An 18,253-nucleotide genomic window follows, 5' to 3' on the forward strand; every position below is an offset into this window, starting at 1 on the left:
TCGCTCTGCGATAAGCCTTTACGATCAAGCTAATACGATCACAAGGAGCTAGTTCATATTGACTGAATACATAGGCTTGCGTTTGTCTGCTTATGTATTCAGACAAACGCGAGCGAGTGTTACGCAATTCTACATACTAATAATTCATTTAAATGTGTTTGTTCTGCATTGGTGATTTGTTCCCCGCTATTCTTGGAAATTAAAAAAACGTTCTCTGTCGACTCACCAAGAGAACTGATCTTAGCTGAATGAATGGTTAAATCGCTTTGTGAAAATACAGAACAGATTTCCTCCATATAGCTAGGATCATCTAACGTATTGATTTTTAGTAGCGATTTATTCTTTTTACTTGATTTCAAAAACTCTACAACGGTTGTATTTTCAAAGTTTTTCACAAATCTTGGAGCCGATAAGTTGTTGTATGAAATTTCACTGTTAATTGATTTTTTAACACGAGTGACAATCTTATCAAGTCTAAACTGTTCCGTTATCGGTTCATTTTTGCTATCGAGTAATTTGATCACTTCTAATACCATGCCGTCTTTTGTTTGCATAATTTGCGCATCTTTGATCTTTAGTTTTGCAGTTGCTAGGGTATTGAATATATCTACAAAAAGCTTAGGTCTGTCTTTTGTATAAACGATTAGGCAAGTTGAACTAGGTGATAAACTATCGGAAATGAAAATCATGTCTTGTTTCACCGAGCCCTTTAAAATCTGCTCCGTAATACAATTAATTTCATCGACACTGTTACTACTAAAAAAATGATTTGGTAAAGTGGACCATAACGATGCGATGTCTTGTGTGCTCCAACCCATAGCGGTTAGCTTACTTGTCGCGTCATTTTTGTTTTCTCTGATAAGCGTACGTACTTCGAATATATTCTCTATGCCTTCCCTTAGCGCATCTCGGACTGATAAATATAGCTGTTTTAGTTGGCATTCATGCCACTCATTCCAATATTGCTCGTTAGTGGCGATCATATCTGCAACAGTAAACACGTAAAGCGCGTTCAATTTTTCCAAAGAACCAACACGCTTAGCAAGTTGCTTGATAACATCTGGGTCGGTAATGTCTTGAGCTTGGATGGTTCCGATGAGAAGGTCTTGATTTGCAACTAACCAATGAACTAGTTTAACACTTGAGTTCTTTAACTGATGTAAGTCAGCAAACTCTTTGGCAATAATGGCACTCAGTTGACTGTTTTCAACAGCTTGCTTACCTGATATATGATGACAAAGTGTTGCTAATATAAGTGGCATTCGATCTTTAACCTGTTGGTTTACATTATAAATAAAGCTTTGTTTATTAAAGTCACTACTAAAACTATCAATTGCTTGCACGGCTTTACAAGCATGTTCATCAATTGTGTAGGCGTTATGCATATCGTATTGCATCTGGCCCTCTATCTGTCGCCAATGCGAAAAATAAGACGCTAAAATACCATATCGGTGCATTAAACTGAGTGATGTTTTTAACCCGTTTGATTGCTGTAATAGAGCAACAAACTCTTCTCTACATCCTTGATAGCAGCTAAGTTCACCCAATAATATTCGCCTAGTTTGCCTCAGTAGTCGGAGCGTTTCTGGTGCGATACCATTAATATCTTTATGTTTAGCAATCAATAAAAACACCCTTAATACTTGGCGTTTATCGATGAAAACTTCTTTATACCTTGCTTCAATTAAATTATTTCGAACCATAAAGTATTCATCAATAATACGTTCAGGTTTCTTGGGCTGATGTTTTAGAATATCGAATTGGAAAGAATCACTAAGCATCTGATTCAATTCACGTATACGTGTCATTGCTGTAAATAAATAACCCATCATACTTTCAATCGCATGCTGGGTATTGTCATCGCCACCGAAACGCATAAACTCAGCTACCGCGAATTGATAATCAAATAAGAGTATTTCTTGTGGTTTTTTAACAACTGAGTGTAGCGCCCAGCGTACTCGACAAACAAAGTCGTAAGATTCTAGTAGTTCAGAGGTTTCATCCGAGGTTAAAAAGCCAGTCGATTCGATAGTATTCGGATTATCAATTAAGAAGTGTTTTTGTGCGATCCAATGTATGGTTTGCACATCTCTCATGCCACCAGGGTTATTTTTTAAATTAGGTTCTAAGTACAACGCAGTATTTTTGGCATGTTCATGGCGAGTTTCTTGTTCGACTAACTTAGCATGGAAAAACGCTTTACTTGTCCAAATGTTATCTTGGAAAAGTGCATCTTTAATCATTGTAGCGTGAGAGGATTTTCCCAGTAAGGGGCGAATATCAAGTAAGTTTGTCGCGATGGTAATATCTTCTGCGGCCAATTGGATTGATTCTTGGAATGTTCTAACTGACAGGCCTATATCTGTCCCTAAATCCCAAAGTTTAGTGACAAAACAAGATAGTTTCTCTTCGACATCTTTGGATAAATCATCATCGCTAATAATTGCCAAGTCTATATCTGACTGAGGGTGAAGTCTTTTTCTGCCGTAACCTCCAACTGCATTAATGGATAAAACTGACTGATTTAATTCAAACGAACACCAAAGTGCAGTTAGTAGTTGATCAAAGAACTCGGATCTTTTTTCCATTAATGATTGGATAGAGTCAGTATAAAACTTTTGATTTAACTCGTGATCAAACTCTGCAATGCGTTGACGTAATTCTGCACCTGAAGTTTCCATTGAAACGAGAGACATGTTAATCATCCTTTATAATCGCTTGAACTCGTATTTAAACTGCAAGCATTCCTTTAAAAACAGACTCATTGTAATCGACTGCTAAAAACTATTGGTAAGCAGTATAGTGCGACAAATAATCGCACTCACAACAGCTTGCTTACAATAGTTAGAGTTGAAATGATAACAGCTCTAACTAAATCATTCAATTACACTGTATTTACTGCTTTTATGGGAGGCTACGGTGGGATTATTATCCCCTTAAATGTTAGAACACTAATTAATTAGGGTAGGGTACTTGTATCAAACCTGCTATATATGGGGCATATTTATAGCGATTTTGTGACTATGGAGGCTGTTTACGGTAATCTCAGGAATGTAATTGCTAGCCTTAGCTATGCTTGGTAATACTATATTGAATTACTAAGCATTACCGACATACATCTTGATAAAGCTGTTCAGCTAATTGCTTTATTACATTGCCTTTAGGGTGTGTGTGGGCGAATGTTCTTAAACCATATATTCCCATCATCAGATAATGAGCACGTGAATCAGCGTTTCGGTCATCCATCATCTCTTTTTGATCAATTGCCTTTTGTAAAACTTGGGTAATCGCTTGCTGCCAGTTAGCTAAATGAAGTGTAATAATGTCACGTACTTCTTCATCTTGTTCTGCGACTTCATTCAATGCTTTCGTCAATAAGCAGGCTCGTGACACATCACAGCTTTGACATTCTAAAACAATATGATCCAGATAGGCTTTAAGCTCAATCAATACTGGCTTTTCACCCGTAAAAATCTCGGTGAACTCCGTATTTCTATCTAGACGGTATTGCTCTAATGCGGCAAGAAGAAGACCACGCTTATTTTCAAATGCGCAATAGATAGAGCCGGGGTGTAAACCAGTGGCCTTTTTCAAATCTTGCATACTTGTCTTGCTATAACCTTTATCCATAAAGGATGTCATCGCAGATCTAAGTACTTTCTCTCTATCAAATTCAGCTACTCGCATGGCTAATCTACAGCTCTTTTGGACTCTTTGTATCTGAGTCATATTATGAAATGGACCTTATTATAATCAAATTTGAACGTTTATTCAAAAATAGTTCTTGAATGATCATTCAATAAAGCATATCTTGAACGCTCATTCAATAAAGATCATTAACGTTTAATATTAATAAACAGAGGCTGCTATGACTGATAACCTATTTGAAACGTACGTACTTAATAAGACCTTATCTTTAAAAAACCGCATTTTAATGGCACCTCTGACGCGTTGTATGGCTGATGATGAATTAGTGCCAACTCAAGATATGGCCGATTATTATGGTCGTCGTAGTGAAGCAGGTTTAATTATTTCAGAAGCTGTGATCATTCGTCCTGATGGTCAAGGCTATCCAAACACTCCAGGCATTTTTACTCCTGCACAAATTGATGGCTGGAGAACTGTCACAGATGCAGTTCATAAAAATGATGGTAAAATTTTTGCGCAACTTTGGCATACGGGCCGTGTAGCGCATCCTCACTTTTATCAAGCTACTGGTAGTACCTATGTAATGGCTCCCTCTGCTGTAGGAGTTGAAGGTACGGTGCCAAGAATGCGAGAGCTTACTTATAAAATACCAAAGGCTCTATCGATTGAAGAAATCACTCAGTTGGTGAGTGATTATTCTCAGGCAGCTGCAAACGCTATCGATGCCGGATTTGATGGTGTTGAAATACACGGTGCTAACGGCTATTTAATTGACCAATTCTTACATCATGATAGCAACCGTCGTAGCGATGAATATGGTGAGACACCTGAAAACATGTCGCGTTTCGCACTCGACGTTGTTGATGCTATCGTTGCTCGAATCGGCAATGACAGAACAGCACTGCGTGTATCACCCGGTGCATACTTTAATATGGCTGGTGACAGTCGTGACCGCGATGTATTCGATTATCTTGTTCCCGAGATTGAGAAACGCGATTTAGCCTTCTTACATATAGGTGTTTTCGATGATGCGATGGAGTTTGATTATTTAGGTGGTCGTGCTTCAAGTTATGTCCGCAGCATTTATAACAAGACATTAGTTGGAGTAGGTAGCTTTACTGCTGAAGCCGGCAGCAAAGCGATTGCGGAAGGTAAATTTGATCTTCTGGCGATAGGTAGACCATTTATTGCTAACCCTGACTATGTCGAGCGTGTTCGAGATGGTAAGGAATTAGTTGAGTATTCAGATGCGATGTTGACGATCCTTGCTTAACCGTTAATGTTGGCTATTTGTTAAATCATTTTTAAAGGGCTAGCATTGTGTTAGCCCTTTTTACATGAAACCATTTGTTAATACTACTAGTTATCGACATTTCTGTTGATGTATCTATTTTGTTATTTATTTGTGAGTATAAAGCTGCGTAAATCACATTCAACAAAGCATTTTTGGTTGAAATCACTTCTATTATTTCTATACGTGATGTAGGGTTTATAAAAATATATAAACTGAGATGGTTGTCAAATATTGATCTATAAATCATCTTTTCTACATTATTAATTAGACAGCAGGGATTTAGCTTGAACTCACTTAAAAACTTAACGCTCTCATTTAAAATTTCAAGCCTTGTCATAGTGTTACTGTGTTCATTGCTATTCATTTCTGTAAACCTCATCGTAAATAGCCGAACCGTTGTTGAGAATATTGTCTTGGATTCTGAAATCAGACAGTTTTATGCGAATACCAATAATAAGTGGAAAGATATTCTTAAAGCTTATAAGTTTTCTGAAGAAATAGGGATGAAGTTTTCAGCGAGGGCTGTAGAACAAGAAGAGCTAGAGGCCGCGACTGCTCATGTTGAAACACTGCTCAAGGATTACGTTACTACTTTATTGACGGCAAGTAACGCACTGGAAAATGAGTGGAATTCTGTACTGAACCTCAGCCAAGAAAATGGCGTATTTGATACCAGAGATCAGTTGATAACACGAGCTGAACACCTTAATTCATCGTTATCAACATTAACCAATGTTTGGTTAACTAAAGCAACTTTTGTCGTTAGAAAAAAAGCAGAGAAGGCCGCTAACCTTGCGTTTTCACCTGTTACTGAGTCTATTGATACCATCAACAAGATGCATGATGAGTTGGTTAGCATACGATCGGATAGAATTATCGCAGCTCAAAACAAAATCGCCATTCAATCGATGATTGTAGCTATTAGTATTTTCTTCATCGTTATTATAATTTCTTTGTTCATGCTTCGAAAACTAAAGACAGATTTACAGTCGATAGTATCTGTGACGCACTGCCTCGCTAAAGGTGATTTGAGTCGAACCATTGCTGTTGGAGAAAACCGTGATGAAATAAGCGAAATCAAAAGGTCAGTATTCAGCATGAATAATAACTTAAACAGTATTTTTAGATCTGTTACTTCACTGGCTAATAATCTAAACGAATCAACTGATGGATTGCTTAGTGATAATAAACAAAGAATTGATGATGCCGAGTTTCAACATTCACAAATGACCAAGCTGTCTAACTCTGTAGAAGCACTTTATTCGGTTTCAACGCAAGTGTCTGAACATGCTGATGGCGCACTGAATAAATCAGATAATGCGATTGAATCGGCAGTGAAAGGGAAAGTTATCGTTAATGAAACAATTGAGTCGATTGAAAGTTTAGCCAGCGAAATTGAAAACTCAGTATCTGCTATTCAAAAATTGGATACTGAAGCTGACAATATAACAAGTATTCTTGAGGTTATTAAGAGTATAGCCGAGCAAACTAATCTACTTGCATTGAATGCCGCCATTGAAGCTGCACGTGCTGGCGAACAAGGTCGAGGGTTTGCAGTTGTTGCAGATGAGGTTAGAAATTTAGCGAAGCGAACTCAAGACTCGACGGCAGAAATTCAATTAACGATTGAAACACTTAAGAAAAGTACGTTAGTCGCAGTATCTACAATCAATAGCAGTCATACCAAATCACTGGAAAGTGTGAAGCATGTATCGAATGCAGGTAATGCCATTGATGAAATTAATATATCCGTTAATCAAATCAAGGATATTGCTAAGGACACATCGGCAGCGTCTTTTCTTCAGACGAATACACTTGATGAGATACAGGCTAATGTTAACGATGTTAATCAAGTATCTGGAGAAAATACAAACCGCGCTCAAGTATCCATGTCTTCAGCGTCTTCTTTATCAGATCTTAGCAAGGAGTTATTAAGTTCGATTAGTTATTTTAAGTTGAAGTAGCTGAGATCAAGAATACTAGACGGGATATCTAATGATGACTGCCCTTTAATTACATGTACAACATATTGTACATTTAGTCTGTATGAGTTAAACTTGTTCAATATTAAGTACAACTCAACAAAGAGGTAATTATGCGTATAGTTTCTTTTACTGAAGCCCGAAATGGCCTTAAATCTGTTCTTGATGGCGTGGTTAATGATGCTGACTGCACTGTTATCACTCGTCGAGATTCTGAAGATGCTGTAGTAATGTCTATGGACTATTACAATAGTTTAATGGAAACGATCTATTTATCTCGTTCTCCAGCTAATGCTGCGCATCTAAATAAATCAATCGCTCAATACAATGCTGGTCAAACGACAGAAAGAGGCTTGCTTGAATGAGCCGAATGTTAGCTTGGACTGACGAAGCATGGAGTGATTACTTGTATTGGCAGGGTCAAGACAAGAAAACACTTAAACGAATTAATAGGTTAATCACAGATACTAAGCGTTCGGCATTCGAAGGGATTGGCAAACCTGAGCCTTTGAAAGAAAATCTAGCTGGTTTTTGGTCACGTAGAATCGACGATACCAATAGGTTAGTTTATGCTGTTAATGACACACATTTAACGATTATTTCTTGTCGTTATCACTATTAATTTGAAATTGAGTTAATGAATACATCATCAAAATTCATTCTTTTATCACTCATACGCTCTGTATGTTTTGACCTTCCATTCTAGCTATATCGTCTTAGCTGTAAAAAGCCTAAATAGAATAGGGGATTCAGCCCTAGTTTTTATGAATCCTCATTAAAAGTCTCTATTTTACGGGGTAATAAAAATAACTGTATATATATACAGTTAAAATTAGAGGGTCGTAAAATCAGCACTTTTAGAGACTTATTGATAGTTAACTCAATTAAAACTTCATTTTTATGTGATGATACGTGAAATCTGAGTTCGTAATCAGAATAACTAGCTCGTTTATTTTGCGTAGGATCGATTCAGGTTAACTAAAGATATATTTAATGTGGTGTTTGGTTTAGTCACTGCAATAAATTATCTGCGAATTTAATTCATCAATAAGTAACAAATCTATTTTAGTTTTGATTGATTGGCCAATATGAAATTGAATATGAGTCCGATGTTAATTGAAGCCAATCAAGCATATCAAGTAGGATCATATCGAATAGCCAGTTCAGTTTAGGTTAAGTTGAGTGCTGTAAATGAAAATTAATAGAGTGAGTTTTCTTAATTTAAAATGATAAGTTCGTGATTTAAATCTTTGTGTAAACAATGGTGCATCCACATGACACGGAAAGCTAACTCAGATTCAATGTAATGACCGTTGAAAAAATATAATTGTAATCCTGATAGATATTTATTTGGGCCATGTAAAAATACAGGCATGATTAAAATAGCTGAATAATAAAAATAAGATAAAGCTTTAGTTATTAAAGGACTAAAGATGACACGCGCTGTGTAAAATCTGCGGTAACAATACTGGTAAAACTTTTCAGATTTTACGTAGCGCACGAGTTTTTGATAGTAAGTTGAAGCATCAGTGACTAGATTTTGATATTAATGCTGATAATTTCAACCCAGACGCTTCTATCTGGGTTTATACAACACTGCGCATAATGTATATTATGTTAAATAGAGTTTGTAGTAAGTATATATTGGAGTCCCTATTCTAATGAACGATCATATAATGATGGAGATTGTTGGCTTGGATGTTGTCAATTTAACACATGGGTTATTTACCATAAAGTATATGATATGCATCTAAATGATTACATCATATTTTATCCAAAATATGATGTAATCAAATATATCCAAACATATAAAGATAATGACGACCCAATCATATTGTTGTTTCTGGTTCTGGTTCGTTAGCTGCATTGATTAACCTAAAGTCTGAACTATTGAACCACAATCCACGGGTCTTATTTTAGGAATATAAAAAATGCCCCGTTAATTGACGAGGCATTTTGCTTTAGATAAAAGATGCTAACTTATCGACAGGATATTTCGTCCCATAAACTGTTAGAAATTTTTGGCGTATCCCAAACACCTGGGCCATTTTTAGCAATGAAACACTTACCTGTATTTGTTACCTTGTCACCGTTCGCGACTTGAGATACACCCGGTTCCCAAATGATGAAATTAGTTGGTGATGTGTCAGCAGACATAACACTCGCTGGCGTCGTTGCTACTGCCTTAATGAATAACCATGGACCACCTGCGTCTGGTAAATCACCTTGTGTCCACCACTTACTTTCATAGATAGACCCTTTATAACTTACTTGCTCACCAGCCGAAGCATAAACTTTAGTAGCATCCCAAGCTGTGACACCGCCTGCTCCGGGATCTGTCGGTTCAGTTGGTATTGTAGGTATTTCACTGTCAGGTACGATGCGTACTTCAGGCCAGCCAGCGTGAGAACCATAGAAGTTTGTTACACATTTTCCATAATCACCTGGTACTAGAGCCGAATAAGCGGTTTGAAAACCAACTAACTCACATTCAAACGAAGCGCCACCTGGACGATCTGCGTAATACTTCCAGTTACCATCCCAGTTTGTATACAGCACATCGGTTGCGCCATTCAGGTTAATACTGCTGTAGGGTGTTTGTTGGTAACAGGTATTTTTCTCATCAGACTCCAGAGGTATTTGGTAATGTGCTGATAACCCTTCCCAGTAACGAATTCGGTTTACTGGCTGACCTTTAGTTTTGTTTTGCTCTCCACACTCAATGCCGCCATTAATCACGTTAATCGTTGTGCCGAAACCATAGGTAATCCCCGCATCCGCTTCGCGCTGTGATGGAGACCATGTACGGTCAATAACATGCAACATTGCTGGTTTTGGTGCTTGTGGGGTTAAAAAGAACCAAATAGCAGATGCAAGGTTTAACCAAGAATCAGCAACTAAACCAGGGTTATCTAACAGTACCGTTGCATCACCGTCGTACATGACTTCAGAGAACATACCGTAGTTAAAGTGGTAAGAAAGTTGTTTTGCACCACGACCAAAATAACCCTGTCCTGCAGAACATGGCCAGCGGGCATTTTGCCAATCATTTTGGCCACAACCTGTTGTATAGCCTTCTTGGCCTTCAGACCAACCCATTTCACGAACATGCACAAGCGCTTGTTGCCATTCTTCTAATGCTTGCGGGTTGTCTGAGATATTATCTTTAGCAATATGCCCGCCCGTTTCTTGTGAAAAGTGAGCGAATGCAGTAATGATTGATTTTTTACAAATGGCATCTGAGTTACGGCCATCTGTGTACTCACCACAAAATGCAGGGAATTTACCAACAGCGCGTAGTAAACGTGTGTAGGTATATTCAGGCGTTGCCATCTGCGTTAAGAAGTCCCATTCATCTTGTGGGAAAACACGTTCTAAGCGTTTAACATTATCTGGATTTGAAGCTAAACCAGGTTCAATAGCGTCGACCACAGTATTAGTTTGTGTGCGTAAAGCTTGAGCCCAAATATCATACATAGGGTCCAATGTTTTAGCATCTTCTGCAGCTTGAATTTCTGATTGAGAAACAATAAATCCGGTTGGGTTAAGTGGGTCTTCTTGTGGGCTCATTGCATGGCTGTTGAGTACAACAGCATAGCCTATCAAAGTAGATAGGAATGTACGTTTAAACATTATTTATCCTTAAAGAATGCCAATCCTAGGCATATATCCATCATCTTTCGGTTCCTTATAAAAACCAAAAATCCCATTCCAGAAAATATATAATTATTTAAATTAAGCTAAATAATCAACGCCATATTTTCAGGATGATGCATAATTATCATAACTAAATATCATGTCAACGATTGGGCTATCAAAATTTGTGCGTGAACTATCATCACAAACAAGGTCGGATCAGTCAGTGGTCGGAGCATTTTATAGATATACATATTGCATATATAACAATGAGTTATGCTGTTGATGAATATTGGGATTTGCGACTACTTTAAGATAACTAAGTGAAGTTATAATTCAACAATTCATACTAATGTAGCTTTTAATATTCAGCTCGCTGGCTGCTTGTATAAAATATGATGTTCTATGGTTGAATTTACAAGCGTTAGATAAAATAAGATAAATTAAGGTGGGCTTTCCATATAAAACCAAACGTCGACTGACGAATGGTTTTTAAATTTTCATTACAATGGTTCTGGGTATGCAGCTAACTTAGCTTTAATAAAGTCAGTATGCGTAATGTAAATAAGCTCTGACACTTGCCTAATTAACGCTTCTTCATAAGGATCAAGTACACCATCTGCATAAGCAACATGCCACATGGATTCAACCAGATCTAATTTATGCTTGTATTCAGCTTTTCGTAATTTGGATGTGAACTCATAAATAGATACTGCTTCTTCACTGTCCTTTTCTGCTATTTCGAGTAACTCATTGGCTCTTTCAATATTCACATTGAGCAATAAAGAAAGTTGATTTGATTTTGTGATGCTCTCTGATTCACTTTTAATATTGTCAGCATTCGCAACTTCGCATAATAACGCGGCCATGGATAGCTCAAATTCTTTTGTTGTAAATGCGCTTGTCGCTGATGTTCCATCTGTCAGTTGCTGAAATAGATCTTGTAATTTATTGAACATAAAATTGGTCGCTCTTTTTAAATGACAAATAATTATTTTGAATATTATACATAGACAACACTAAATATAAAAAGTTGTTATAGACACCCTACTCGTATTCCTCCTTATTGACAATCTACACATTAAAATATGTGTTGTCGCATTAATGATAAAGCATTAATTGTGAGACTAAACAGTTGTTTTTTATATCTAATTAATAAATAAGGCATAATGTTTGTTATTATCAATACATAATAAGTGGTTTCTTACTTAATGACATTATAAGTCTATTTTATCGGACTCTTAACTCATCACTCGCGTATACGTTTACTTAGGTGAATATCTTGTATTTAAAATTACAGCCAAAACTATTCATTTCGATGCTTTATCCACTCATCGCTCTTATCTTAATTAGTTTGAGCTACATAGGCTATTCCGACTATAAATTTATTAAAGAAAGTACATATCAACAAGCTAAAAATAATCTGGATATTTCTAATGAATACCTGAATCAGCACGTCAAAGCGGTTAAAAACCAATTATTCCTTCTGGGTGAAACGTATAAATATAATTATGATATAAGTGACTTTTTAGACAGTGCTCAGTATTTATTAGATAGTGAAAACAAATACTTAGAAATCGGTATTCTGACATCAACAAATGAATACTTTGCGACAAACTATGTCTACAATTCTGATCTAACGGCTATCAAATCCAGACCTTGGTTTAGTAATGGTATAAGTGATGAGAAACCCTTCATCTCAACACTTTATCAGAGCGAACAGACTCAAAGGTGGACAGTTGCTATTGTGTGTTTGCTCAAGTTGGATAATGGCGAAACGGCACGCGTGATTCTCGAGCTTGATATTCTGGGTTTATATGACAAATTATCTTTACTTAAAACATTAATGAATGGATACGTTTATGCGGTTGACCGTAAAACTGGCGACATAGTTATGCATCCAGATCCAAGTCGTATCAGTACAAAATCGATTAGTGTCACGCCACTTATTCTTCAGGATATCAACAATGGTACAGATACCGATAAAACGATTAACTATACGTATAACAATCAGAAAAAATTGAGTATATATAGCAAGGATAATCAACTTGGTTGGATCTTGCTTTCAAATGCCAGTAATGCCGATATCAAATATAAAGTATTTAGCATTGGCGCAGTGTCACTCGCCTTATTGTCGATTCTTATTACTATTATATTAATGGTGTTTATATCTAACCGTATTCACAGTAAAGGACAAGTATTGTCTGAATCAACAAGGCTTGAAGATATTTACCTGTCGCTGTCGCATATGGTCGCAGAGTTGTTCAGCTTTGATAAACTCTTCTTGTTTGTTTATAACCCTTACAATAAAAAATTTGAAGAACCAATTTATGATATATCTTTAGATGAAGACATTGTATATCAAGAGATTAAGAGTAATAAGGTACAAGTATTAAAAATTAATAACCCACTCATTTCAGACATTCTTCCCGACGAACGCTGCGCGCGGATCCCGCTTTATAATAAAGGCGAAATATTAGGAGTTATTTACCTGACCAACACAAGTTTAAGGTATCTTCACTTTATGCGTATATTCCGTAACTACGCACAGAGTGCATTGATTAATATGCTACTGACTCAAAAAATACGGAGCGAAGATTCAATGACACAGCTAATGAATAAGGCGTATTTACGTCAGCAAATGGCTTGCCAGATCCGTCGTAAAACTGAAAACACCTACCTTGCAATGATTGATATTGATGATTTCAAAGTGATAAATGATACCTATGGACACCTATTTGGTGATCGCGTCATTATTAAAACTGCAAATATGCTGAAGCACTTTTTTAATCATCAAGCTGTTACGTCCCGCTATGGTGGTGAGGAGTTTGCTGTTTTATTTCATGCCGATTGTGAACAGCAGGCTCTGCAGCGCCTTGACGAATTTAGACGTAGCATTGAAACATCTGTTATCACATCAGAACATAAAAGCTGTCAGTTAACAGTCAGTATTGGATTTTCTGCGTTACGCTCTAGCGTTGATAATACAATTTACGATGCTGACAACGCGCTGTATAGAGCAAAAAAGACAACAAAAAATAAAGTGGAACAATCCATTTGTGAGAAATTTAATGATCAAGGATTAGTTAATGTCGAACATATTCTCTAACAAGGTAAATGACACGCAAGCATTTACCAGTTTATTACCTATTTTTGCATTTATTAAACCATACAAGCTGATGGTGTTTTACGCCCTACTCGCATTGTTAGTGACTGCTGGCGTTAACCTATCTCTTGGCCAAGGGGTTAAGTTTGTCATTAATAATGGTTTTATTGCAGGTTCTGAGTCTCAATTGAAAACGGCAATTTTAGCATTGATTGTACTTATCACATTGCTTGCGGTTGGCACATTCAGTCGCTTTTATCTCATGTCTTGGTTAGGCGAACGTGTAAGTGCTGATATCAGGAAGGCCGTTTTTAATCAGGTAATTAAACTACACCCTAGCTATTTTGAGGAAAATAGAAGTGGCGAAATAATGTCACGATTAACAACGGATACATCATTACTGCAATCAATCATTGGTTCATCATTCTCGATGGCACTACGTAGTGTACTCATGTTAATTGGTGGTTTAATCATGCTGTTAGTCACTAACCTAGGTCTTACGTTATGGGTCGTAGCATGTGTCCCGTTTATTCTTATCCCTATTCTTGTGTATGGGCGTAAAGTGAGAGTATTGGCTGCGAGTAGTCAAAATGCGATTGCTGATATTGGTACATACGCCGGCGAAATAATTCAAAATATCAAGGTTGTTCAAAGCTATACCCATGAAGAACAAGAAAAAGCATCTTTTGCTAATGAGGTTGAAAATGCATTCTCTGTCGCAAAAAATAGAATTAAACAACGCTCACTTTTAATTGCGATAGTTATCTTTCTCACTTTCAGTGCAATTAGTGTCATGTTATGGGTTGGTGGTACTGACGTACTTGAAGGAAATATGACCGGAGGTGAGTTAGGTGCGTTTGTCTTCTATGCAATTATGGTCGCAATGTCTGTAGCGACAATATCAGAGGTTTACGGTGAACTACAACGCGCAGCGGGTTCTGCAACACGCTTGTTAGAGCTACTTAATATAACAAGTGAAATTGAAACACCGGAAGATCCAAAGATAATTGAAAAATCACATAGCACTATTATTGAATTTAAAGACCTCGATTTTTATTATCCTTCACGTCCTAGTATTGCAGCCCTGCAATCAATAAACCTAAAAATACCAATGGGTAAAGTGATTGCGTTAGTTGGTCCATCGGGTGCTGGTAAAACAACATTGTTTGAGCTATTGCAACGCTTCTATGATCCACAATCAGGTCATGTACTGTTTAATAATATCAATATTAACGAACTTGACCTTGATGAAGTTCGTCAGCGTATGGGCATGGTGCCACAACACCCGGTCTTATTTAGTTCTGATGTTTGGCATAATATCCGCTATGGTAATCCAAGTGCCACTGATGAAGAGGTTATTAACGCGGCTAAATTAGCACATGCACATGAATTTATTGAACAGCTTCCCGAAGGTTATAACAGCTTTTTAGGGGAACAAGGTGTGCGACTTTCAGGTGGACAGAAACAACGCGTTGCCCTCGCCCGTGCCATTTTGAAAGACCCTGAAGTGTTATTACTTGATGAAGCAACTAGCGCATTGGATGCTGAAAGCGAGCATCATGTCCAAGCGGCACTTGAGAAACTAATGCAAAACAGAACCACACTTATTATTGCTCACCGATTATCAACCGTGGTGAATGCAGACCTTATTTTGTTAATGGATAAAGGACAAATCATTGCACAAGGTACGCATGCCCAGCTACTTAACGAGTCTAGGTTATACAAACGCCTTTGTGAACTTCAGTTCGAAAGTGCCATTACTTAAAATGACAAAGGAGGTGCATACCGTCAATTTAAAAGACTGTATGTACCTCCTTACTTTTCATTTTTATCGATTTTAAATTAAGTGTTAATTATTCACACTTGTCACGCGACTAAAGCGTTTTCCATCAGGTGATACCGTTCTTAACTCTGCAGATGTAGCGGCAATAGGTTTTGTCCATGTTGCCCACGATGCGCCAGAGTCAGTGCTGTATTGCACTTCTAAACCAGGGAATTCCACGTTAGCGATCAGCTTACCTGCTTCTATTTTACCACCGGGTACTGGTAGACGGTATTGAATACCTGTTTGATCAATCTTAGCGAGTTCACGTTGACCAAGGATGTTTGCAAATTGAACCCATTCGGCCTGTTGCAGTTTAGTATCAACAAATGATGTTTCACCTCCTTTAAACTCTCGATCTTTTACATAATCAAGTTCCCAGGATGCTTTATGCCATGCGCGTTCAGCTAATGGTAGAATACGTGGGAAAACCATATATTCGAATTGTGAATCAGTACGTACAACTTCACTCCAAAGCTGGCCTGAAATACCATTGTAGCCACGGTTTTCTGTATCGCCTTTTACACTAAAGTTATTACCATCGCGGTCTTTTGATGTTTCAGCATTCTGAGGTAAGTTGTTTGGTGAAAACTTGAATACCTTTTTAGTATCGGTATAACGCGTTGCCCAATAGAAGCCACGCTCTTTCGCATTCACTTCATGTGGGAAATCAAAATATAAGTAATCTGGGTGAGATTGAACAACCTCAAAACCTTTTTCTGTCATATGGTTAGATGTATTAGCACCTCCCCAGTATAAGGTTTCCCAAACATTTGCAACTGCCGTTAATGGTAAATTTTTAGCATCGACATCTTTCAGTCCATCTTGCCAAAGTTGAGTTTTTTCAATTCCAGCAGCGGCGATTATATTTGCCACCTTCTTCACAAAGAGTGGACCGAGGTCGTGTGTTGTTTCTAAACTATCGTCTGCGGCAATTTGAGCAACACATTGCGGTGACTTAGCCCAAGGCATAGTCTGCTTGGTTAGGTCCATATCGCCTTTCCAACCCGTTGTTCCGCCTGTTTGCTCATAGCCATTTCCGAGGTGAATATTTTTTGCTTCATCCCCACCCATATGCCAGGTCTTTAATGGTTGGCCTGCTTCTTGGTGCATAGACTGAACTTCTGATATAACTTTACTAATAAAGTTATATGTTGAATCTATACAAGGATTTAAGATACCGTCATTGTAGAATTGAATCGTCGTGTAAACCGATTTATCATCAGGATCTGCTAATCGATACTCTTCAGCTTTTACTAAATCAGAGTCTTTGTATTTGTTATAACGCGCTTCCATTGCAACAACACCTGCTCGTGCATGGGCTGGCATATCAATTTCTGGAATGACTTCTATATTACGTGCGTTTGCATATTTGATTAGTTCTATATAATCTGTTTTTGATAAAAAACCTGATCCACGGTTATCTGTTGTTGGGCCAGATCCTAGCTGTGGTAATAAGCACGTTGTCTCCGCTAAATCATGGCAACGTTGCGCACCTACATCGGTTAGTTCAGGTAAATCAGGAATAGCTAATCGCCAGCCTTCATCATCTGTTAGGTGTATATGAAATTTATTCAATTTGTACGCACTCATTTGATCGAGTAAGCGTAAAAGTGATTCTTTACTGTGGAAGTTACGTGCAATATCAACTTCCATGCCACGATATTCAAAGTTCGGAGCATCTTTCACACTGACTTGGGAAATTGTTTTATTTGATGAAAAATCAGATGGAATAAGCGATGCTATTGATTGTAATGCGTAAAGTGCCCCAGCATTATCAAAGGCCGTAATTTCCGCGCTGCTATCTGAAATATCGAGGCTGTAACCGCCTGATTTAGCATATTCACTTTCAAGTTTCAGTGGCGCAATGGTTACATTGACAGGATATTTACCTGATACATTGACACCAAAGTTTTCAAGTCGGTTTGTAATAGCAGTAAGTGAAGCTGTATTCATCGCTGGTGCATGGATTTGAATGCCTTCACTTAGATCTGCACTGCCCGTCACCATGTCATCTTGCCAAACAGGTGTCGGTAGGATCTTGTTAGCAATTGTAGATATTGACAGTTGTGAGGTTGCTTCATTTTTATCAAAGCGTGTGTTCGCATTCATGACTATATTGTTATCGCCAGCATGACGTTTCAGGTTTTCACCTATTAATGGCTTAACAATATCTGACATATTTTCTGTATCGGTATTTGCGATCACTTTCGCTTCTGCATTTTCGGCAGTCACGTAATAACGTGGGATGACATCTGTTTCAAATAGTGACCAGTATTCAGCGATAAAATTAACATCAATAGTAGAGTTTGCTGCGAATCCTTTGAATTCAGCTGTCGGGGTTATTTTATGTAAATCACCATTAATGTGCTCAATGGTAAATTCCGGTGATTTTACATCTAAGATTCGACGGATACTATGGAAGTAGATTTCCCAATCAGCAGAATCAATCGCTACACCATTGTTTGTTAATTGAATTGTTGAGTCTTGACAAGCCGCCCACTCAGCACCTAGCGCTTTACACGTGGCAGATTTATCACCTTCAAGCTTTTGATTTACTTGGTATGTGACTTGAATAGATGAGGCGATTGCATCGACAGTATCTTGTGTTGATGACGTTTCTGATGTGGTACTACAACCAGCCAGAGCAATACTTAATCCAAGTGCAATTGCTGTTTTATTCATATCCGTACCTTCCTTTGAGACAAATCTGTTTTAATTCATAAACTTATTTCGCAATATAAAATAACTCAACTTATTTACCA

11 protein-coding genes are annotated in these 18,253 nt (G+C 37.5%); 6 read left to right on the forward strand and 5 right to left on the reverse strand.

All coding sequences use genetic code 11. From position 1 onward, the window contains the following. Positions 1-119 precede the first annotated feature (119 nt). Positions 120-2,696 (reverse strand): [protein-PII] uridylyltransferase, encoded by a 2,577-nt coding sequence (gene glnD / locus HWV00_RS10000; protein WP_255555007.1) that lies wholly within the window; start codon positions 2,694-2,696, stop codon positions 120-122. A 409-nt stretch (positions 2,697-3,105) separates the two neighbouring features. Beyond that, entirely contained in the window at positions 3,106-3,687 is a 582-nt protein-coding gene (locus HWV00_RS10005; RefSeq protein ID WP_211686110.1) for a TetR/AcrR family transcriptional regulator, read from the reverse strand. Positions 3,688-3,868: 181 nt separating this feature from the next. Between HWV00_RS10005 and HWV00_RS10010 the strand changes: the two genes are divergently transcribed. The 4 genes from HWV00_RS10010 to HWV00_RS10025 all read left to right on the forward strand — a co-directional run bounded on the left by HWV00_RS10010 (position 3,869) and on the right by HWV00_RS10025 (position 7,546). After that, positions 3,869-4,921: an alkene reductase gene (locus HWV00_RS10010; protein ID WP_211686112.1), complete on the forward strand. Its 1,053-nt coding sequence runs from the start codon at positions 3,869-3,871 to the stop codon at positions 4,919-4,921. A gap of 305 nt (positions 4,922-5,226) precedes the next feature. Beyond that, positions 5,227-6,906: a methyl-accepting chemotaxis protein gene (locus HWV00_RS10015; RefSeq protein WP_211686114.1), complete on the forward strand. Its 1,680-nt coding sequence runs from the start codon at positions 5,227-5,229 to the stop codon at positions 6,904-6,906. A gap of 131 nt (positions 6,907-7,037) precedes the next feature. After that, entirely contained in the window at positions 7,038-7,289 is a 252-nt protein-coding gene (locus HWV00_RS10020; protein ID WP_012551877.1) for a type II toxin-antitoxin system Phd/YefM family antitoxin, read from the forward strand. Further along, complete coding sequence (locus HWV00_RS10025; protein ID WP_211686116.1) at positions 7,286-7,546, forward strand: Txe/YoeB family addiction module toxin; 261 nt, start codon at positions 7,286-7,288, stop codon at positions 7,544-7,546. Before HWV00_RS10020 ends, HWV00_RS10025 begins: the two co-directional genes overlap by 4 nt. Before the next feature lie 1,358 nt (positions 7,547-8,904). Here the strand turns inward: HWV00_RS10025 and HWV00_RS10030 are convergent. Together HWV00_RS10030 and HWV00_RS10035 are read right to left on the reverse strand one after the other, a co-directional pair. Continuing rightward, complete coding sequence (locus tag HWV00_RS10030) at positions 8,905-10,557, reverse strand: chitinase (RefSeq protein ID WP_211686118.1); 1,653 nt, start codon at positions 10,555-10,557, stop codon at positions 8,905-8,907. Positions 10,558-11,063: 506 nt separating this feature from the next. Beyond that, a complete protein-coding gene (locus HWV00_RS10035) occupies positions 11,064-11,519 on the reverse strand; it encodes a TerB family tellurite resistance protein (RefSeq protein ID WP_211686120.1) in 456 nt (151 codons plus the stop codon). A 314-nt stretch (positions 11,520-11,833) separates the two neighbouring features. Here HWV00_RS10035 and HWV00_RS10040 point away from each other — a divergent pair, with 314 nt between their 5' ends. After that, entirely contained in the window at positions 11,834-13,669 is a 1,836-nt protein-coding gene (locus HWV00_RS10040; RefSeq protein WP_255555008.1) for a diguanylate cyclase, read from the forward strand. Then, positions 13,650-15,431 (forward strand): ABC transporter transmembrane domain-containing protein, encoded by a 1,782-nt coding sequence (locus tag HWV00_RS10045; RefSeq protein WP_211686122.1) that lies wholly within the window; start codon positions 13,650-13,652, stop codon positions 15,429-15,431. The genes HWV00_RS10040 and HWV00_RS10045 overlap by 20 nt, the downstream gene beginning before the upstream one ends. Before the next feature lie 84 nt (positions 15,432-15,515). On the opposite strand, the gene HWV00_RS10050 is transcribed toward HWV00_RS10045, so the two are convergent. Next, positions 15,516-18,173 (reverse strand): beta-N-acetylhexosaminidase, encoded by a 2,658-nt coding sequence (locus tag HWV00_RS10050; RefSeq protein ID WP_211686124.1) that lies wholly within the window; start codon positions 18,171-18,173, stop codon positions 15,516-15,518. Between the last annotated feature and the right edge of the window lie 80 nt (positions 18,174-18,253).

Origin of the sequence: Moritella sp. 24 (assembly GCF_018219155.1) — a bacterium.
In the GTDB taxonomy this organism is placed as follows: Bacteria; Pseudomonadota; Gammaproteobacteria; order Enterobacterales; family Moritellaceae; genus Moritella.